Genomic DNA, 19,281 nt, shown 5'->3' on the forward strand with positions numbered 1-19,281 from the left:
TATAAAAAGAAAAAGGCTTTATTTTTCCCCACTTGCGGCCTATTTATTAGAAAAAGATAATATAAATAACAAGGTTATAGAATGGACTACTGGTCGAGGGGAATTCGACCGGTACTGACGCGGTCACGTCGAATACCCGGCTGTGGCGCTAACAAGTACATATCACCATTAAGCCCTACGTAGGTTTTACGCACACCAACTGATTTTGCTACTTCGGCATGAGCCGCTAGATGAACGGGCTCACCGTGCACCGGTATCACAATCTGTGGGCGGGTCCATTGGTACATCAGTTTAAGCTCTTCAACACAAGGATGGCCGCTGGCGTGTATGGGTAAGTCAGAGTGTTCAGACTGAATAACAGAAACCTGTTTCGCCACTAGCTTTTCGACAAGGCGTTCTACCGGCTTTTCGTTGCCAGGTATCACAATACTGGAAAATATCACGGTATCGCCGGCTTCCAACTCGAAATAAGGCAAAGCATCTGTAGCCAGGCGATTCAACGCAGCACGTCGTTCTCCCTGACTTCCCGTTGCAACCACCAGCACCTCCTCTGGCGGCAAATACCCAACGTGGCTGGGCGTGATAACCGTGACGTCGTCGGGCCAATACCCTGTTTCTTTGGCGACTCCAACCATGTTTTCCAGTGAACGCCCCACACAGGCCAGATATCGGCCGGTCTTATTTGCAATTCGGCCAAGGGAAATTAACCGCGCGATGTTGCTTCCGAAACACCCGACTACCACTCTGCCTTTGCAGGCTTTGATAGTGGAGAACAACCCTTCTGCACAAATCCGTTCAGAGATTGAAAAGCCAGCTTTGGTTGCATTTGTGGAATCACCGACAACCGCGAGCAAATCACTCTCACCCAGAGCCCGAAACGGATTAGCATTGAAAGGGCTGCCGCTGACCGGTTGCCCGTCAATTTTCCAGTCAGCTGTGTGTAATACGGAACCTACCGCCGTGTGAATAAGCAGCGCTTGAGGTTCAGGAATTGAATGTGTCATTGTGAGCCATTGCAACGTATAGGGCCCCACAGTTTTCTGTGCCCCTGGCTGTACAATATCGACAGGCACCTTGCCGACAAGCCCAGCTTGGGCCAGCTTTCTTTGCAGCACAGCGGCAGTAAAAGGCGTGGTGATTATTCGACATCGCAACCTGGGCCACAACGCGGCAACCGCGCCAATGTGGTCTTCATGCGCATGCGTAATGACCATGGCGGCGATATCGTCGCGACGTTCTGTCATGAATGTAGGATCGGGTGCTACTACACGATGCTTTGTCACTCCGGTATGGGGTGATGTTTTGTATGGCGCAACGAGGGGTTCATCGAAAGACACACCACAATCAACAATTAACCATTGATTAGCGTGTCCGTAAACGTTGAAGTTCATTCCTATCTCGCCTGTTCCTCCCAGTGGAACAAACCACAAGTCCTGTTGTTGTGGTATTAGATGTGAGATACCGCCTCCTTCAAGCAAGTCTGCGTGTTCGATGATAAAAGTGGGTAAAAGCTTCGTTGGGCAGCGCTCAATAGTCGCTGGCCAACCGGATAGACAATGCCGACACATCAGCATCTCTATTAACCATCACTGATTCTCAATTAGTTACGCCTGTAGGCGTATTTTAGACCAGCGTTTTTGTACGGACAGGGTTGAACAACCTGTTACAGGCACTGAGAAAAAAGGCGTCTTGCAACGCCTTTCGAGTTATAACAGCTTCTCGGCGAAATCCTCGGGGAGCATCACTTCACTCTCCTCTCCTGGAGCTGGCGCGACTATCACGCATAGTAAATCCCGCGCTAAACCCACGGTCCAGCGGGACAACCAGGTATCAAGATCAATGGCTTTGGGCTCACAATCCGACCATTCTTCGTTGGCCCACATTTGTGCCAAACCGGCGCTAGGCCACACAGGTACGCCATCTTCTTCATCTGACGTCAGCATGACACAGCCATCTGCATCATTCAAAATGAATACTTCTTTTTGTGCTTTTATCTGTTCAAAGCACTTTGCTGCTCGCTCTGCCTGAGGCAGCATCAAAAAATCGTTATCTGACCACATTGTCATTTCTCTTGTTATTTGTTACACAGCCGAAAAATTGCTGGCTACTACTTTTACTACATCAGGCACCATGGAGCGCCGTATCGACTTCATGTGATACATATAGAGTTTACACTGACTATTCTGAAACTGCTCAATACATTCTACCTGATTCAAGCCCCACTGAGACCAATCAGGACCGACAGGTAAAACCGCCACGCCGCCCTCTGATTTCAGTGTCGCCAGCGCCAGTCGCAGAGAATTAGTAGTAAATTTAGCGTCTCTGAAATCCGGAAAACGCGTCAACAGTTCATCTCGTGCTTTGCTACCCCAGTCAATGGCAACATACTGATCCGCAGATGTATCGACCTCTGTCTGGTTGATGCTAAATAAACCCAACGGCAGTGCCTTAAGCAGTTGTCCACTTAATTCTTCTGATTTTAAAGGTTCGCTGGAAAACGCAATATCAATACTGCGCTCGTGAAGCTGACGGGATATTTGCTCAGAGGTAAGTACTTCGGCCTTTATGGCCCATTCAGGAAATTGCTGATGAATCTGATGCAGTAAGTCCGGCATCCATATTTCATTGTTCAGCTGTCCCGCACCGCATACCAAATACTCTCCTGCTTCTCGCTGCAGCTCTTGTTTGGCTTGTTGCAGTGTGTCATTCAGCTGTTCAGCAAACGGCAATAGCTTTTCACCTGCCGGTGTTAACTGAATACTGTTGCGGTGCCGAATAAACAGAGTGGTATGAAAGTACTCTTCGAGTTGCTTGATTCTGGCGCTTACCGCAGATTGCGTTAAATAAAGGTTTTCTGCAGCCTTACCAAAATGACGGGTTTTGACGACTTCAATAAAAGTAGTTAAAAAGCGGATATCCATTGTTTATACGTATAGGTAATTCTCGCCGATACGCATACGCTGGCATAAGTTTATGACAAAGTAAATTAAAAACAGACTGCACCTGCCCCGAAACCGGGACAGGTGCTTATCATTCCATCAATTGGGCTCGTAATGGGACCTGCGTTCCTTTTCACGACGCTGCGTTTCACGCTTTTTGTTTTTCATAGCCTGTGCACGCTTGTGACTTTTACGATGTTCGGCAGATTCTTCATCTTCTACCGAATCCCATTCTTCCCGTTGGTAACGATAGTCTTTACTCATGTTCTTCTCTAATGATAACTGGGGTCTAACATCTTCATTATTCCTCTGTGATACAAAAACGGAAATGAATAGTTTTTATCGTCACGACAAATGTTATTTCTGGCTATTTTTTAAGCAAACAACACACCAAACTGCGCTTCTTTTGTGCCAAAAAAGAGGTTAGCTACTGAATTCAGCGGGCTCCGGCGATGCCTTTATGTACTCGCTTTGTTTGAATAAGCCGTCATTTGACGCTGGCTATATGTAAAACAATTTTTTTTCTGGTAAAGAGAAAAATTTTTTGTTTTTCATTTTGGAAATTTTCACTTAAAAGTGCGAGCAAATATCCTTAGCCAAGAGATAACGCACCATGAAGACGCCAGATATACGTGTACCACAGAAGCCTTTTATCGACCGTCAGCATTTTCCGTACGGTTTTAAAAAATCCGGAGATTTCAGTATTACTGAAGCCAATCTTTTAAGCCAGTATGGTAAAACCCTGGCAGGTCTTGAATCAGGTGAGTTAACACCCGAAACAGCCGACGAGACTCACTTTGTCGCTATGCTGAAAGGTGAAGAAGCCGCTGAGAATTCGCTGGAAAAAGCCTGGTTGAAGTACATTAAACTCGCCAGAGGCCGCAAACAGTTTTACACATTGCACAGCACCGCGAGTAACCAGTCAGATTATGATGACGATTACAGCGACGACGAGTTCGACGTAGCATAAGAGACGGTTTGCCGTCTCTTTTTGTTTTAACTGTTGGTTGGTTCAAACGCGTATTTTACGCGGTTGTTATCACGCGCAGAAAAATTGATACAGCAAAGCCATTTGCTGTTTAATTCGTTCGTCGGCTAACCGGTAATAGATTGTTTGCCCTGCCCGCCGTGTAGCCACCAGATTAGCTTCCCTGAGTAATGCCAGATGCTGTGAAAGAACCGGTTGTGTAACAGGCACATTACTCAGTAATTCGGTGACTGAGCGCTCACCCTCGATCAACGAGCACAACACCATCAGCCGGGTCTTATTCGACAATTGTTTTAAAAACTGCTCTGCATCTTCAGCTCTGCTGAGCATTTGGGACGGATCCATAGCTAACACCTTACATGTGGTTAACAACTTGCTATTTCTGTATTGAACGCGAAAGCGCTTGAATTCGCAAGGATTATTACTCAATTCTTGCTTAACCATTTGTTCACGTTAATGAGAAATAATGGCCTTTAGTCCCTCTGCACAGCATTTCCTTCAACTAATGCGCGCCCTATTGCTATACGCTATAGTGTAGCAAATACACAGTGTTTAACGGTATTCCCTATTCAAAACTGCGCTGTATCAAATACACACCGGCTTCCGAGTGTTATTTTAAATGTGGCAGAATTAAACATGCCCTCAAGAACTATCAGGAGAAGAACATGTTACTAACCATTGCAGAACGCCTTGCATCCATTCAACCACAACCGCGAAGAATATCAGCGGCACAGGCTGCCGCAGAAAAAGCACAACACGACGGTTTCGTTATTGACGTAAGAGAACCCGCCGAGCATGCTACCAGTCCTGCTAAGGGGGCGATCAATATTCCAAGAGGTGTACTCGAAATGAAAATGCTGGAATTGGTTAAGGATCCAGGTACCCCCATATACCTGCACTGTGCATCAGGCGCTCGCGCTATGTTGTCGGCCGAACAATTGTCTAAAATGGGTTATCAACACGTTTCCGTTGTTACCTGCGATGTTCCAACAATCCAAAAAGCGTTTGATTGAACTTAAACGGGAGAACAGCATTTGAATTTAAAAGCGACACTCGAACAATGGAGAATGTTTAAAGCAGTGGTGGAAGCTGGCGGCTTTAATCAGGCAGCAGAACAGGTGCACAAAAGCCAGTCCAGTATTCACCATGCGGTCCAAAAGCTCGAGTCGGCGCTTGGCCTGACGCTGTTCTTCAACGAAGGGCGTCGGGTAACATTAACCGAAGCTGGGGAGCTGATGTATCGCCGGGCCTGCTATTTGCTCGACGAAGCCCACAAGGTTGAATCTGTCGCCAACAGCCTTAAGTCGGGGGTTGAAACCTATCTGCGCATTGCGGTCGACATTATTTTTCCGCCCGAGATGCTTTATAAGGCACTTAACAAAGTCTCACAGGATTATCCGCTGCTGCGCATCGAATTAATGGAGACGGTGCTCAATGGTGCGAACACGCTGTTAAAAGAAGGTGAGGTAGATTTAGGTATCTCGCCATTTCCGCTAAACAGTGGCTTCAGCGAAGATTTATGTGAAATCGACTTCATTGCCGTTGCTCACCCCTCTCATCCTTTACATGCCCTCAACCGCGTCCTGACGCTGGAAGATCTGAAAGGTCACCGTCAGATTGTAGTCAGGGATTCCTCTACGGAGCGCAAGGCGGAGTCAGGCTGGCTGGGTGCAGACCAGCGCTGGACAGTGAGCCATGTAAGAACCTCCATTGATATCATTCGCCAGGGACTCGGATTTGCCTGGTTACCACTGGCGATTATTCGCAATGAATTAGAAACCGGCGTATTGAAACCATTGCCCTTAGAGCAAGGTGGCCTGAGAAAAGCGCTGCTGTTTTTGTGTTTCGCCGACGGAGACCGACTCGGCCCGGCTGCCAGGGCTTTTCTGGGGGAGTTGCGTTATCAGACCATGTCACTCCCCTCTGTGGAATCCATCGCCGAATAGTCCGATTTATTCCAATCATAAACAGCCCGTTGCGATTGTCAGGTTAACGAGACAAAATAATGTGCAAATTATTTGATCTCAAAAACTAATCACGTCGTATTTGTCTTATCGCTATAAATTTAACTTGAAGGGATGCTACCGTGCTTACAGTATTGCTTGTTGATGACGATACCGAATTTCTGGATGTAGCCTGCACCATTATCGAATTTTTAGGTCACGAAGTACTGACCGCAACCAACCTTGAAGAAGCAAAGGACTGGCTCGATAAAGAAACCTTCGACCACATTTTACTGGATTTCATGTTGCCGGACGGCTCCGGGTTACACCTGCTGGAATCCCTGCCCGAAAATGCCTCAACGCATGTCACGCTGATTACTGGCCACCCTTCTGTGAAAGGCATTATCAAGGATTTGTGCGGCCCGAAAGTCGATTACCTGGTTAAGCCCATTCAGCGTGAGGATATTGAGCAAGCGCTTAGCAGAAAGACCAAATCCGCTTCGACCAGCGCGCGAAAGAAACCAGGTTTCACCAAGCATTTCGGTCATTTAATTGGTGAATCTGCGTGTATGCAAGAGCTTTACAAACTGGTTGGCCGGGTCAGTAAAACACAAGCAAATGTTATGCTGCTAGGCGAAAGCGGCGTAGGTAAAGAAGTTGTCGCGGCAGCCATTCACCAGGCATCAGAAAGTGAAGGCCCTTATGTGGCAACCAACTGTGGTGCATTTTCGAAAGAACTGATAGGCAGCGAGCTGTTCGGGCACGAAAAAGGCGCTTTCACTGGTGCTGTAGGTAAAAAAGAAGGGGTGTTCGAACAAGCTGAAAATGGCACCCTGTTCTTAGACGAAATAACCGAAATGCCTATCGACATGCAACCCAACCTGTTGCGTGTACTTGAAAATAAAGTAGTGATTCGGGTTGGTGGCACCAAAGCCATTCCTGTCAATTGTCGGGTTGTGTCGGCCACCAACCGGACAATGGAAGAAATTGCTGAAAGCAAAGTGCTGCGGGAAGACATTTATTTTCGGTTGGCGGTATTCCCTATTACGATCCCTCCTTTGCGAGAGCGCAAAGAGGACATTCCCATGCTGGCGGAGTACTTTATTCAGCAACTGAACGAAGAAAACGGTACCCAGTATCAATGGCAATCAACCCAGCTTGAGCAATTAACTGCCTACGACTGGCCGGGAAATGTGCGGGAACTTCGACACTTTGTGCATCGCGCAGCCATAATGAGTGATCCGGAAAGTGCAGAGCTGGAACTGCCTAAAACCATCGAATCTCCGTTTGCCAAGAAGCAAAACTTATCGAGTGGTTTGAAAGCAGGCCGCACTATTGAAGAGGTCGAGAAAGAACTGATTTACGCCACACTTGAAAAAGTTGACGGCAATAAAACGACCGCAGCCGAAATGTTGGGGATCAGTACAAAAACCTTGTACAACCGTTTACACGCCTACGGTGACCTGAACGATAACGATTAACTTCAGCAAGGAACGCAATAGCAATGAATGAGCAGCAGTTTGAGCAATTGCAGGTCGACGTGCACGACGCGCGTCGGCCACTAAATCGGATTACCATGCAGGCGGAGTTAATAAAAATGGCATTGCAGGGTGACATCCCGCCGGAAAAAGCGCTCCAGGCACTCGATAAGGTCATAGCAGAATGCAAGTCGTGCAGTGAAAGTCTGGCAGCACTGGTAGATAAATTCAGACCCGACAGTAAGGCCAAATCCGAATGACGCAGTTTATCCGCACGGCCTCTGCCTGGATTTTAATGATTGCCTTGATAGTCGTGGTCATCGCCGCTAACTCGGTATACACCATTCACACGTTAAACGAATTGGCAGCCGTGGAAGGCCGTATTTTCACGACCAATAAAGTCATTGATTCGATCAACGCATTACACGTTGCTGTATTGCGCACGGAGTCCGGTCAGCGCGGCTTTTTATTATCTGACGATCCGGCTTATCTGGAAGACTATGAAAAAACCCTCAATGAAGTAAACCAGCTCATTGATCAGGTCGAAGAGAACGCCATTAAGTCGGATTACGATGAACAGAGCGAGCGTATCGAGCAGCTTATTTATCTGGCGAAACAAAAACTCAACGAACTGATTAAAACTGTTGAGCTGGCACGGGAAGACAAACATCGCAAAGCCCTTGCGATTTTCAATTCACAAATTGGTTTGGATCTGTATGACCAGTTTGAAACCCTGTTTAATGACATTGCCGAAGAAGAAAGGCGCCTGCAATCACAACACGTCGCTGCGCTGGTGAAACTGCGGACCGATTCGGTAAATAACCTTATTATTTCCGCCGCAACAACCGGCTTATTGATCATTGGTATGTTCTTCCTGCTTCGTCTTAATATCCGGGAGACCATCAACCATCGCCGGGAACTTGAACACCATAACATGGTGCTTGAATCGCGCGTTGAAGAACGTACTGTTGAACTTAAAGTATACTCAGAAGAGCTGGCACGCAGTAACCGCGAACTGGAAGATTTTGCTTTTGTCGCCTCTCATGATCTTCAGGAGCCATTGCGGAAAATACGTGCATTCGGCAACCGGCTAAGTACAGGGTATCAGGATGTGCTCGATGAACGTGGACAGGATTTTCTAGCCAGAATGCTCAATGCGGCCGAACGCATGTCGATGTTGATCAGCGATTTGTTGGCTTTCTCGCGCGTCACAACACGGGGCAAGGATTTTGCTGATACTGACCTCAATGAGGTAGTGTCGGCCGTGCTAGACGATTTAGAAATCCCCATCGAGGAAACCCACGCAAAAATTACGGTAGACACCCTTCCCGTGATGAGAGCCGATCCATCACAGATGAATCAATTGTTCCTTAATCTGTTTTCTAACGCGCTAAAATTCCGGCTACCTGATATTACCCCACATATCTCGCTGCGATGTGTTAGGGTAGACAACACTGAGGCAAAAAAACAAAACCTACTGCCGGGATTAGACTGGGTAAAGCTCACGCTGCAAGACAATGGTATTGGATTTGACCAAACCTTCGCCGAAAAAATCTTTGCGCCGTTTCAACGATTACATGGTCGCTCTGAATATAAAGGCACCGGTATTGGCCTGGCAGTATGCCGCCGAATTGTTGAACGCCACAATGGCGTTATTTCTGCCCACAGCGAGCCGGGTAACGGCGCGCGGTTCGACTTTTACCTGCCATTAAACGGGCAGCCATTTGACAATGTAAGACAACAGGGAGTCATTCAGGATGCCGAATAGCCGGTTACCCATTACCATATTAATGGCAGACGACGACGAGGACGATCGCTTACTTACGCTGGACGCCCTTACGGAAGGCCGCGTATTAAACAATCTGCATTGCGTCGAAGACGGCGTTGAACTGCTTGCCTATCTGCGTCGGGAAGGTCGATTCAGCGACCCGGTAACCTCCCCTCGTCCGAGCCTTATTTTACTCGATTTGAACATGCCTCGTATGGATGGCCGTGAAGCGCTGCAGGAAATCAAAGCCGACCCGACACTTCGCGGCATTCCCGTGGTCATTCTCACCACCTCTAAAGAGGAAGAAGACATGTTACGAGGCTACGATCTCGGCGCCGCCTCGTACATAACCAAACCAGTGAACTTCGAAGGGTTAGTCGAACTCATGAAGTCCCTCGGACGCTACTGGATAGAAATTGTCGAACTCCCACAAAACGACTGAGTTAAGCCCCATGACGGATCAGGTCCAGTTACTGCTTATTGAAGATGACGAGGATGATTACTTTCTAACCGCCGACTCACTGGCACAATGTGAGTCGCCTAAGTTTTCAATTAGCTGGGCACAAAATGGCGATCAGGCGATTGAATACCTCAAAGCCCAGTCGTTTGATTTGTGCTTGTTGGATTACCGTCTGGGTAGAGAAAATGCCATCGACGTATTGGCTAAATTAAAAGCCTTAGCGGTGTCTATTCCTGTGGTAGTGCTAACCGGACAGGCCGACAGCGTGGTGGATGATTTGGTGATGCGCGCCGGGGCCGAAGACTTTCTTACCAAATCAGAAATAGAAACCCCGCGTTTCATGCGAACTATTCGCTATGCTCTGGTGCGAAGGGAAATAGAAACAGAGCGCATGGAACGCAATCGCATTGAACAGCAAAACAAAGCAAAGGACAAGTTTCTTGCCCACCTTGGCCATGAGTTACGCACACCGCTGGCCTCAATTTTAGGTTACACAGAACTGCTGTTAGATGACCACCACAACGAGCGCATCCAGCCAGAACTATCGACCATCTTAAATAACAGTAAACATCTGTTAAGCCTGCTGAACGATCTGCTTGATATGTCTCGCATTATGGCGAATAAGCTGGAGCTCAGTCCGACACCGCTGCACCTCGCCAGCTTTTTAACTGATCTGTACAGTTTGATGGTTATGCAGGCCAGTGAAAAAGGTCTTGTCCTGACCGTGGTTGCCGACAGTGAAATTCCGGAAGAAATTACTATTGATGCCACCCGTCTACGTCAGGTTTTAATTAATCTGGTAAACAATGCGATCAAGTTTACCCCGGGCGGCCAGGTCACTATTCGGGTTAAAGCAGACGCGTCCGAAAAGCTGTTGCTTTTCAGTGTGGAAGACACCGGCATTGGTATGCCCGCAGACAAGCTGGATAAAATCTTCCAACCTTTCGAACAAATCGAGGATCTCATCCATGCTAATCACGGTGGCGCTGGTCTTGGGCTGGCGATCACCCGAGAGTTAGTTAATCGTATGGGGGGGGAGATCTGTGTCGAATCGACCCTTGGTCAGGGAAGCCAGTTCCACTTTACTATTCCGCTGCAGTGCGACGACATGTCACATTGGGTGGCACTCGATCTGGAAGCGCCACAACGCATTACACCGGCAAGCATTAATAAAGACTTATACGGCAATGTGTTGATCGTCGATGACCTTCGTGACATCAGGCGCCTGACCGGTAGTTTGGTTGGCACCACGCAGGCCAATGTGCATTATGCGAAAAATGGCATGGAGGCACTCGAGAAAATTCAAGAGAGTCATGCCGCTAAACGCGCTTTCGACCTGGTACTCATGGACATTCACATGCCGGTAATGAACGGTATTGACTGCCTTAAGGCATTGCGTCGTGCAGACATATTTATCCCGGTGGTTGCGGTAACGGCGGCCAGCAGAAAGGGATTAAGAGAGTCACTATTAGAACAGGGTTTCGACAATGTAATCGCCAAACCTATTGATCGCGAAGCGTTAAGTGAAATCCTAAGTCAGTATTTGCACACCACCCCAACGCAACAGGCACTAGCACCGAAAAACGATTCACCCCCCTCCCTGGTCGTTGTTGAAGATGATGAAGACGTGGCTGACCTAATGACCATGTTATTGACGGCATTGGGTTACAACACCACTACCGCGCACAGCGCCAAGCAGGCCATCAGTCTGATAGAAGCATCACCAGACACGTTCGATCACGTAATGGTGGATTTGCACTTACCCGACGCCAATGGCTATGACCTGATAAAAGCCTTACTAAAATTGTCAGACGGACTGACATTTACCATTATCAGCGGTGCAGAAACAGACCCTGAAGCGGTAGCAGACCTGCCCGTTTTACAGTCCTTATTAAAGCCGGTCAGCCGTGACGATCTGTCACAGCTCGATATCCCAATTCGCAATAAATGACAGCGTATCTGTAAAAATTGCAGCCGCTGGGAAGATTTGGACTACCCGAGACAAGCGAAACCTAATAACACATTGTAATTATTAATAAAAACCAAGGCACACTGTTTGCATTTCACATGGACAAACCATTATGCAAATAAGAAAAGGAAGCCGTTATGGATATTACTGTGTTACACCGCATGTTTACGTCCACTTGCATGAACCGCGTTATGTTTATCGCAATGCTAACACTCTGTATGTTGTCGGGCTGCGCCAGTCACTCTATGACGCCTTATCAGGCGTCAGGTCCATCACAGCCATTTGGTTACAGCACTCAACAAATGAATGAGTCAACATTCCGCATATTGTATGCTGCCAACGAGCACACCAACTTTGATCAAATAGAATCCTATGCGCATGCTCGCGCCAAGTCGCTGGCAAAATCACAGGGGTTTGACTGGTATCGGGTAGTGTCTGGCACTGCCGATAGTTTGCCTGAGCGTCAGGCAAGTGCACCTGTACCACCAGAAGATTTCTCGGCGGTTGAACAAGCCATGACTGAAAAACTGCCTGAACAACCCTGCAATGCTGGTGAATGCAATACTGACGCCATCGAAACAGAGCCGGCAAGTCAGGACAAGCAAACTGAGTCGACTCAATTGCCAACCCGCTTCTTTACGCTTGTTATCCAGGGCGGAATAGGTAACACTGCGCCAGATGGCGCTGTGTGGGTATCCCGATAAACACTTGCTACCAACGAACCCACCCTCCACGCGTACCGGGAACGACTTGCAGGGTGGGAAAATTAGCGCACTCTTTTCGCTTACCGCTTAGAAAGTATTACCCCCTCAGATTTGCCTGATTAGCGTGCTCTACCCAATCCAAATCCTTGGTTTGTTCATCCAACGTACCTTTAGCATCCTCCAGGAAAACCTTACAGAAATAGTCCACACACGGGTATAAGTCCCGGTATTTCTTAAGCTGTACTTCCATTTCTTCCATGGCATTTGAGAATTCGTGATTGGATTTTGCCAACTCATAGTCGCACTTCAGATAAGCACACAGTACATCGGCTGCTTTAGCTAACCGCACGTGTACGTCATTCTTGTCCTGAAGAATCAGCGGCTCATAGGTTGCTTGCAGTGGCTCAGGCAGGGTTTTTATAAGCATTTGCTCAAAACGGCGCTCCAGCTTTTTAATCGCCTGGGTCGTTTCGGGGTCGTGATACTTCACCGGACTCGGTATGTCACTCATTCCGGCGATTTCACTGCCCTCATGGAAAATAGCCATGGCTGCAACGCGATCAGGTTCGATGGCTTCCTGAAATATTTCTTTGGCAATGACACCCAGCATGTGCGCGATGACAGACGCCTCGTAAATATGCGTCGATAGCATTTCAGACTGAAACTGCGCCATAAGCGGCCAACGTTTTACGTTGCGGGCACGTTGCATAAGTCCAATAAACGCCGAATGACTGTTTGCCATTTTAATCTCCTGTGTAAGCTGATTGCGTGATCCTACCGACTATTCGTTTAAATGTCTGCCCAAAACCATCCTGACGCTCTGTAAAAAATGCACGAGTGTCTGTAATGCTAGCCTGTCAGTCATATCCGCAATCAGTCAAAAAAAATTAAAACAATAAAATTCAATAACTTAACAAATGGCATACAACTGGCATTAGTAATTATGTCCTTGACTGATAAGAGAAGGAGAACACCATGTTAGGTTGGGCTATTGTATTTTTTATTATTGCTATTGTTGCTGCAGTATTTGGATTTGGTGGCATCGCCGGTGCCGCAACAGGCATTGCGCAGTTCCTGTTTTTCCTATTCGTAGTGCTGCTGGTTATTTCATTGATTGCGGGCGCCTTACGCGGTAAAGCCCCAAGAGCATAAACCCCGTTTAATACACAAGGAGACGGCTATGAAAACGTTAAAATTATTGGATGTACTGAAAATGACAGTGATCGCGGCATTTGCCAGTAGTGTGATTGCGTGTGGTGATGGCGCAGCAGAAGATGCGGGCGAGACGATAGACGAAGTGGTAACCGATACGGGTAACGCTATCGAAGATGCCTGTGAAGATGTCAAAGAAGGCGTCGATGCCAAAGACAAAGATTGTTAATCAACAATCATTCAGAAAGCCCACAGTACGATGTGGGCTTTTTTATGCCCTACTCTACCGCTATATCCACCCAGACCAGACGATGATCGGAACTGGCCTGACGATTTTCCACCAAGCGATACAAAGGGCTTGCCTCAGCAGGCCAGAAAACCCCGCTTTGCTTCACAGACAACCCGTATTTTGAGGGCAAAACATAATCCGCCCGAGCGCCCCACTCTGCCGTGTACCGAGCACAAAATGCCTGGCTGCAATGAGCGCGGCCACCTTCACTCTCCGGCACTACGTCACCATTGACACGAGGATGGTCCAGTAACTGCTCAATCACACCTGGACGGTGTTTATCTCCCACGTCGGTGGCATTAAAATCCCCCACCAGCACAAACCGGGAGTTTTGAGCTATACCGCCCTTATTGCCGTTATCGTCGTAAAGGTATGAGGCTTTGTCAGGTGACAAATAGTCGGCCATGAGTCTGATTTCATCATGATTGCGTTTACCGTTGCGATCTTCCGGGCCGTCAAAGGTAGGCGGCGTTGGATGCATTGCCAACACGTGTAGCCATTTCCCCTTCACGTTAACCGGAATATCCCAGTGCGACTTAGAACTCAGGCGCATGCCTTGCCAGGCTTGGTCGCTGTACCAGCTATCCTGGGTGTCAGGGTGAACCGGTTGTTGGGCTCCGGGCATATCTTGCCAATGAAACATCTGAAATGTTCTGACCGCGTCGGTATCGATGGGGAATTTAGACAACAACACCATGCCATACTGCCCCGGATAGATGCCATAGCCATAAGCGTCGCCACCTGTGCCCGTTGCCTTGCCATCACCATCGAGGTCGAAAGGACTCGGCTCTCCGGTATTAACCGGTGCAGCATAAATGTAGTCGTAGTGTTGTGGTGTCTGTCCTTGCTGACTCACCGCCAGAAAGTGATTAATAAATCGCTGGGCTGCAGAGGGCGTTGCCCCAGCGGAATAGTCAAACTCATTTAATAAAATGATATCGGGCGCGACGCGCTGAATAATCTCGGCAATATTGCGAATCTGAGGTTGTTGTGGGTCGTTAAGCAGCGTGAGCAAGGTCTGCTCAGAAGGCGTTACGTCCTGTGAACGGTAGTTGTTTGCTTCCATACTCACATTAAACGTGGCAACCCGGATTACCGGTACATCATTACTTTCAGATTGAGGAGATGACGCGTCTGTGCAGCCAGCGAGCAGTCCGAGAACACCGACACTGAATATAAAACATGGCGAAAAAAGTTTGTTAATCATGAAAAAAGGGCCTGAATAATAAACAGTAGCCCCAGTAACAATTCGAATTTGCTACTGGCGTCAGAAAAAGCGTGACGCCAGTGTACCCAGTCGGGTGGTTTTAAGCCAGTGTGTCTGTATCTGAACTACCAACGTGGGTTATTCGCTCTAAGCACTCCCCACTCTGCTCCAGCGTAAAAAGAGGCCTAACGCCATTAACAGTAAGCTCGCAGCAACGACCACGGCAACCGGATAAAACAAATTACCCGCCAAATCCAGCTGGCTGTATTTGATTATCATGATAAGGCCTTCCAGCACCAGGGCAATAATAACCACACTGACAAACCGGGTAACAGTACGCCGAATCGCATCAAACAAATTGTCTTCTTCACTAAAGCGGTATTCTTTGTAAATTCCCATGGCTAATTCGTACGTCGCCAAGGCAATAAATAAATCGTTTATTGACTTTATCACTGCCGAAACAAAGTCGACATCTGGCTGAAAACCTTCTGAAAAATGTACTACGGCCAGACAGATCATCGTGGCCGAGATAAACATAAACAGGCCGGCAAAAAATGTCGCGGATATATCTTTAACCCATTTATTTTGCATGCTGTACGTCCTCCATTTGCTCATTTTCCTGTTTACCTACAAACACATTCAGCAGCGCCGGTAATAAGGTCATATCGGCCACCAGCGCCAACAACATTGCCAGGGCGGTCAACAACCCAAAGTACACACTGGGCAGAAAATCAGACCAAGCAAACAGCGAGAATCCAATGGCGATCAACGACGTTGTGATCAGAATTGCCAGCCCACTTTCTCTGAACGCATGCCGTGTCGCTTTTTCCGCCCCTTCCTGATTGGCCTCGCGATAACTGTGCACAAAGTGTAAGGTATCATCGACGGCGATCCCCATCGCAATAGCAGCAATGGTTATGGTCATGATATCGAGAGGAATTCCAGCCCAGCCAATAATGCCGAGTATGGCCAGTGTCGTCAGTATGTTGGGGACCAGCGCAATTAACGCTAGTGGAATAGAACGGAAAATCATCAAAAACACCACACCGAGTGCCACATAAACTATGCCAAGCGTTGTGATTTGAGAGTCAAACAACCTCGCTAAAATATCCTGATAAAGCACGAACAATCCGGTGAACTGGTAGTCGTCACCGTCCAGCGACACAGCCTGCATATCCTGCCGTAACTGGGACATAAACTGCTCGCGATCAAGCCCTTCCGTTGTATCCTGGATACGCGTGGCCATGCGCAACTGCTGTTTCTCGGGTGAAAAATACGCACCAACCAGTTGATTAACCACTTTTTGATCGAGCAAATAATAAATACTGGATAACTCGTATTCAGTTAACGGCTTGCCGTTGTTTAGCTGCTTAGCAAGGGCCGTAAAATTCGCTACCGACGTCACACTGCCCGTCGCTTCAAACGCGTTCACCGCTGTTTGTACTATTTGCAGTTGGTTTACGCTATTCGCACTCAACAACAATGCAGGATCACTCGGTGGGTGTTGAATGTTAATAATGATATCCAGCGCTGTCGTACCGCCAAACTCCTTGTCGATATAGGCCAGTTCCTGATGCACCCGGGTATCATCGGCAAAGTAGTTGATAAACGAGTTTTCAACATTGAGGCGGGTTATGCCAGCTGACAACACCAGTAAAACGCTGGCGGCTATCACACTCACCCAGCCGGGTCGTTGAAAAGACAGCGTCGCTGCTCGATTAAGCACAACGGAGAACAGCCCCCATTCCTTGCCTTCTGTTTTGGCTGTTAAACACGCCAATCCGGCCGGAAACCCGATTACGCTGACCAGCAATGAAATACTGGTCGCCAGCAGCATCATGGTACCAAACGACATGACGGGCGCTAACCCACTGAACAATAACGCCGCAAAGCCAACCGATGTGGTTAATGCCGCAAAAAAGCACGGAGTCAGCTTAGCTTGTAAAACCCGGCGAACCCGCTCGTGTTGATGACTTTCTGGCTGCTCACGAGCTATATGCCGATAACTGCTGATCATATGGATCATCACCGCCAGCGTCAGAATAATCTGTAGTGCAACAAAATTAGCGGAAATCACGGTAGCTCGTAAGTCCAGCCAGCCGAGCAGCCCCACGGTAATTCCCACGCTCACAGCGCAGGCAGTAATCGGAAATAACACCCACCGCAGGCGACGGTACAGCAGCAGAAGTAACAGTGCGATGACCAACACGATTGCAGCGCCAAAGACAACCAGGTCACGGGTGATAATATCGATAAGGTGCTGACCTACAACATAAGGGCCGCCTAAGTAAATATTGGCGCGCTCAGAAACCGCCTGCGTTATTTGATTTATCGCGGCAATTTCTTCTTTTCGGGTATTGGTGAGCGACTGTCGAATGGGATCGGCTTGCTGTTCCAACGCATCGAGCTGAGCCTGTGCCTCTTCTGGTATGTCCTGACCGATGTATTGCGCTTTTATGTCAATAATGTCACGCTCAAGGCGGGCCAGTTCCTCGTTGGTTTCAAATACGATTTGAATTGCTGTGGCGGTATTGGCTTTATTGATCAGTAAATCGGTAAAAATCGGATGGTCCGCAATCAGCGAGCGCATGGTCTCCGCATCGTATTGCTGAGCCTGCCAGGTGAGCTGACTAACCTGTGTTTCTCCCGACAGAGCTGCAGCATCTTTAATTAATGGCACATTAATAATTGACGTTACCGACTCGACACGCGCAATGGATTTAAAATCGTCGCTCAGGCGTTGTAGATCAGAAAATGTCTGCTCACTAAAAACGTCATGCCCGGTTGGCTCGTAGGCCACCAGAATAAATTCGTCGGGATTAAATGTCTGCTGTGCCAGCTGCGACTGAATATACAAGGCATTGTCTTTGGCCAACAGGGTGTCTGCCGATGCTGCTATTTTGAAGCGTGGTACGCCGGTAATAGCTGCCGCTAGCATCAGCATCATTGTCACAAGAATGGCGATGCGAAAACGAATGATGGTTTCCGCGATACGAGACACAGCATTAGTTTTCATCGGTGTTTTTCTCATTCTCAGTGGCTGCAGGTGTTACTTGCTGTCTGCTGTCGGCTTGCTTGCCAAACCACATATCGCGTTTTTGTGCTTGTAAATACTGATTGCGGAAGAACACGTAAGGGTCTTCTGATTCACTGTATAGCGTGTGGTAAGTGTCTGACTGGCTGCTGAAATCATCGACGCCATCAACGACGCGTAGCTGATAATTATGCGGGGCGTGCGTTACGTGGTTAACCGGGTGAACAAAGCCTTCTGCAAGCACAGACACACCACTTCGTGCATCACTTTGCCCTAATAACGGCAGCACCAGATACGGTCCCGGCTCGATACCCCAGACGGCTAGCGTGTCACCGATACTTTGAGGCTGCCTTTCTACTTCAAACACACTGGTGGCGGGGTCAAATAATCCCAACAGCCCAATGGTGGAGTTGATCACAAACCGGCCAAGATTACTGCCCGCTTCTTTCACTTCACCGGCAAACAGGTGATTCAGCAAATTCAACGGCTCACGCAGATTATCAAAAAAATTGCCCACAGACTGCCGTGCAGGCTCAGGCACAACGGCACGGTATCCGTTGGATACAGGCGTCAGCACGTACTTGTAGGCACCATTATTAAACGAGAACATGGCGCGATTGAAGCCTTCCCAGGGGTCGTAATAAGCGGGAAGCGTTTCTGGATCGCCGTTCAGGACTGTCTGCTCCATCGAGACAACGGCAGGCTCTACACGGATTTCCCCTTGCGAGGTCGTCAATGTCACTGATTGACCGTTAGACAGCGCATCGGTTGCTGATAGCGGTGTGTCTGGCTGTTTAATCGACACCGGCTGCGCAGAAGCTGACTCATCAGGTATCTGCGCACATCCGGACGCGACCAGCGTAGCCAGACTGACTAACGGTATTATCAGTGATTTATAATGCATGTCCTTGTCCGGTCTTCATTCGATGGTGACGCAGAATGGCGTTAGCACGCTCCAGCGAATCATCGCGGTTAAAATGCCAGTTTCGCTGTTCGAATTCCCGCGCTTCACTCAGGTAATAAATAATGCGTTTTAATCGCAGCGAATGAACCCTGTTCTGTGAATTAAAACGGGTACGTTCTATGGCATGTTCGAGTGTTTCAATAGCGTTACTGTATTGCGGGGCGACGGCGACGAGTTCCGTCGTTTGTGCGCCATCTTGTTCCTGTGCCCATTGTGTGAGAGGCGTTGATTGACTGGTTGCCCATACACCGCTGCAAACCAGTAGAGAACCAAATGCCCATTTCGTTAAATTATGCATTGTCGTCACCACATCGTTGGTTTTGCTTGCTTTCACACCGGTTCTAACTGCGCCCCGGCTCCTCCCATCCCTGCTCATACTAAGTGGA

The 19,281-nt window shown here is 48.2% G+C and carries 22 protein-coding genes; 11 read left to right on the top strand and 11 right to left on the bottom strand.

From position 1 onward, the window contains the following. Positions 1-86: 86 nt before the first annotated feature. The 4 genes from BUB81_RS09430 to BUB81_RS22130 form a co-directional block, all read right to left on the bottom strand. Positions 87-1,391 carry a ribonuclease J gene (locus tag BUB81_RS09430; RefSeq protein WP_084526401.1) on the bottom strand — a complete coding sequence of 435 codons (1,305 nt, stop codon included), beginning with the start codon at positions 1,389-1,391 and terminating at the stop codon, positions 87-89. 315 nt (positions 1,392-1,706) lie between these two features. Further along, positions 1,707-2,060, bottom strand: a complete 354-nt coding sequence (locus tag BUB81_RS09435) for a DUF2750 domain-containing protein (RefSeq protein ID WP_073321925.1) — start codon at positions 2,058-2,060, stop codon at positions 1,707-1,709. A gap of 21 nt (positions 2,061-2,081) precedes the next feature. Further along, positions 2,082-2,921, bottom strand: a complete 840-nt coding sequence (locus BUB81_RS09440; protein WP_073321928.1) for a LysR family transcriptional regulator — start codon at positions 2,919-2,921, stop codon at positions 2,082-2,084. A gap of 117 nt (positions 2,922-3,038) precedes the next feature. Beyond that, positions 3,039-3,203, bottom strand: a complete 165-nt coding sequence (locus BUB81_RS22130; protein ID WP_174237792.1) for a hypothetical protein — start codon at positions 3,201-3,203, stop codon at positions 3,039-3,041. 349 nt (positions 3,204-3,552) lie between these two features. Here BUB81_RS22130 and BUB81_RS09445 point away from each other — a divergent pair, with 349 nt between their 5' ends. Continuing rightward, positions 3,553-3,909: a MaoP family protein gene (locus BUB81_RS09445; protein ID WP_073321932.1), complete on the top strand. Its 357-nt coding sequence runs from the start codon at positions 3,553-3,555 to the stop codon at positions 3,907-3,909. A gap of 69 nt (positions 3,910-3,978) precedes the next feature. Here the strand turns inward: BUB81_RS09445 and BUB81_RS09450 are convergent, their stop codons facing one another. Further along, positions 3,979-4,272: an ArsR/SmtB family transcription factor gene (locus BUB81_RS09450; RefSeq protein WP_073321935.1), complete on the bottom strand. Its 294-nt coding sequence runs from the start codon at positions 4,270-4,272 to the stop codon at positions 3,979-3,981. A gap of 320 nt (positions 4,273-4,592) precedes the next feature. On the opposite strand from BUB81_RS09450, the gene BUB81_RS09455 reads away from it, so the two are divergent. The 8 genes from BUB81_RS09455 to BUB81_RS09490 all read left to right on the top strand — a co-directional run bounded on the left by BUB81_RS09455 (position 4,593) and on the right by BUB81_RS09490 (position 12,249). After that, on the top strand, positions 4,593-4,940 hold the full coding sequence (locus BUB81_RS09455; protein WP_073321938.1) for a rhodanese-like domain-containing protein: 348 nt from the start codon (positions 4,593-4,595) through the stop codon (positions 4,938-4,940). Between the two features lie 21 nt (positions 4,941-4,961). Next, positions 4,962-5,873 carry a LysR family transcriptional regulator gene (locus tag BUB81_RS09460; protein WP_281250812.1) on the top strand — a complete coding sequence of 304 codons (912 nt, stop codon included), beginning with the start codon at positions 4,962-4,964 and terminating at the stop codon, positions 5,871-5,873. A gap of 140 nt (positions 5,874-6,013) precedes the next feature. Continuing rightward, positions 6,014-7,351, top strand: coding sequence for a sigma-54-dependent transcriptional regulator (locus tag BUB81_RS09465; protein ID WP_073321944.1), 1,338 nt, complete (start codon positions 6,014-6,016; stop codon positions 7,349-7,351). 23 nt (positions 7,352-7,374) lie between these two features. Then, positions 7,375-7,608, top strand: coding sequence for a hypothetical protein (locus BUB81_RS09470; protein WP_073321947.1), 234 nt, complete (start codon positions 7,375-7,377; stop codon positions 7,606-7,608). Next, on the top strand, positions 7,605-9,116 hold the full coding sequence (locus BUB81_RS09475; RefSeq protein WP_073321950.1) for a sensor histidine kinase: 1,512 nt from the start codon (positions 7,605-7,607) through the stop codon (positions 9,114-9,116). The genes BUB81_RS09470 and BUB81_RS09475 overlap by 4 nt, the downstream gene beginning before the upstream one ends. Next, positions 9,106-9,558: a response regulator gene (locus tag BUB81_RS09480; RefSeq protein ID WP_073321952.1), complete on the top strand. Its 453-nt coding sequence runs from the start codon at positions 9,106-9,108 to the stop codon at positions 9,556-9,558. The genes BUB81_RS09475 and BUB81_RS09480 overlap by 11 nt, the downstream gene beginning before the upstream one ends. A gap of 10 nt (positions 9,559-9,568) precedes the next feature. After that, positions 9,569-11,527 carry a response regulator gene (locus BUB81_RS09485; protein ID WP_073321954.1) on the top strand — a complete coding sequence of 653 codons (1,959 nt, stop codon included), beginning with the start codon at positions 9,569-9,571 and terminating at the stop codon, positions 11,525-11,527. A 155-nt stretch (positions 11,528-11,682) separates the two neighbouring features. Next, positions 11,683-12,249: a CC0125/CC1285 family lipoprotein gene (locus tag BUB81_RS09490; RefSeq protein WP_073321956.1), complete on the top strand. Its 567-nt coding sequence runs from the start codon at positions 11,683-11,685 to the stop codon at positions 12,247-12,249. A 97-nt stretch (positions 12,250-12,346) separates the two neighbouring features. On the opposite strand, the gene yfbR is transcribed toward BUB81_RS09490, so the two are convergent. Then, a complete protein-coding gene (yfbR, locus tag BUB81_RS09495; protein ID WP_073321958.1) occupies positions 12,347-12,991 on the bottom strand; it encodes a 5'-deoxynucleotidase in 645 nt (214 codons plus the stop codon). A 233-nt stretch (positions 12,992-13,224) separates the two neighbouring features. Here yfbR and BUB81_RS09500 point away from each other — a divergent pair, with 233 nt between their 5' ends. Together BUB81_RS09500 and BUB81_RS09505 are read left to right on the top strand one after the other, a co-directional pair. Beyond that, positions 13,225-13,401 carry a DUF1328 domain-containing protein gene (locus BUB81_RS09500; RefSeq protein WP_073321960.1) on the top strand — a complete coding sequence of 59 codons (177 nt, stop codon included), beginning with the start codon at positions 13,225-13,227 and terminating at the stop codon, positions 13,399-13,401. Between the two features lie 28 nt (positions 13,402-13,429). After that, positions 13,430-13,630 (top strand): hypothetical protein, encoded by a 201-nt coding sequence (locus BUB81_RS09505; protein ID WP_073321962.1) that lies wholly within the window; start codon positions 13,430-13,432, stop codon positions 13,628-13,630. Positions 13,631-13,679: 49 nt separating this feature from the next. Here BUB81_RS09505 and BUB81_RS09510 read toward each other — a convergent pair whose 3' ends face one another. The 5 genes from BUB81_RS09510 to BUB81_RS09530 all read right to left on the bottom strand — a co-directional run bounded on the left by BUB81_RS09510 (position 13,680) and on the right by BUB81_RS09530 (position 19,193). Next, positions 13,680-14,897, bottom strand: coding sequence for an endonuclease/exonuclease/phosphatase family protein (locus BUB81_RS09510; RefSeq protein ID WP_073321964.1), 1,218 nt, complete (start codon positions 14,895-14,897; stop codon positions 13,680-13,682). Between the two features lie 147 nt (positions 14,898-15,044). Next, the gene (locus BUB81_RS09515) at positions 15,045-15,488 is read right to left on the bottom strand and encodes a hypothetical protein (RefSeq protein ID WP_073321966.1); all 444 of its coding nucleotides are present in this window, start codon (positions 15,486-15,488) and stop codon (positions 15,045-15,047) included. Further along, positions 15,478-17,913 (bottom strand): efflux RND transporter permease subunit, encoded by a 2,436-nt coding sequence (locus BUB81_RS09520; protein ID WP_084526405.1) that lies wholly within the window; start codon positions 17,911-17,913, stop codon positions 15,478-15,480. The genes BUB81_RS09515 and BUB81_RS09520 overlap by 11 nt, the downstream gene beginning before the upstream one ends. After that, positions 17,903-18,835, bottom strand: coding sequence for an MlaA family lipoprotein (locus tag BUB81_RS09525; protein ID WP_073321968.1), 933 nt, complete (start codon positions 18,833-18,835; stop codon positions 17,903-17,905). Before BUB81_RS09525 ends, BUB81_RS09520 begins: the two co-directional genes overlap by 11 nt. Continuing rightward, complete coding sequence (locus BUB81_RS09530; RefSeq protein ID WP_139241549.1) at positions 18,825-19,193, bottom strand: hypothetical protein; 369 nt, start codon at positions 19,191-19,193, stop codon at positions 18,825-18,827. Before BUB81_RS09530 ends, BUB81_RS09525 begins: the two co-directional genes overlap by 11 nt. Between the last annotated feature and the right edge of the window lie 88 nt (positions 19,194-19,281).

This window comes from Marisediminitalea aggregata (genome assembly GCF_900129565.1).
In the GTDB taxonomy this organism is placed as follows: Bacteria; Pseudomonadota; Gammaproteobacteria; order Enterobacterales; family Alteromonadaceae; genus Alteromonas; species Alteromonas aggregata.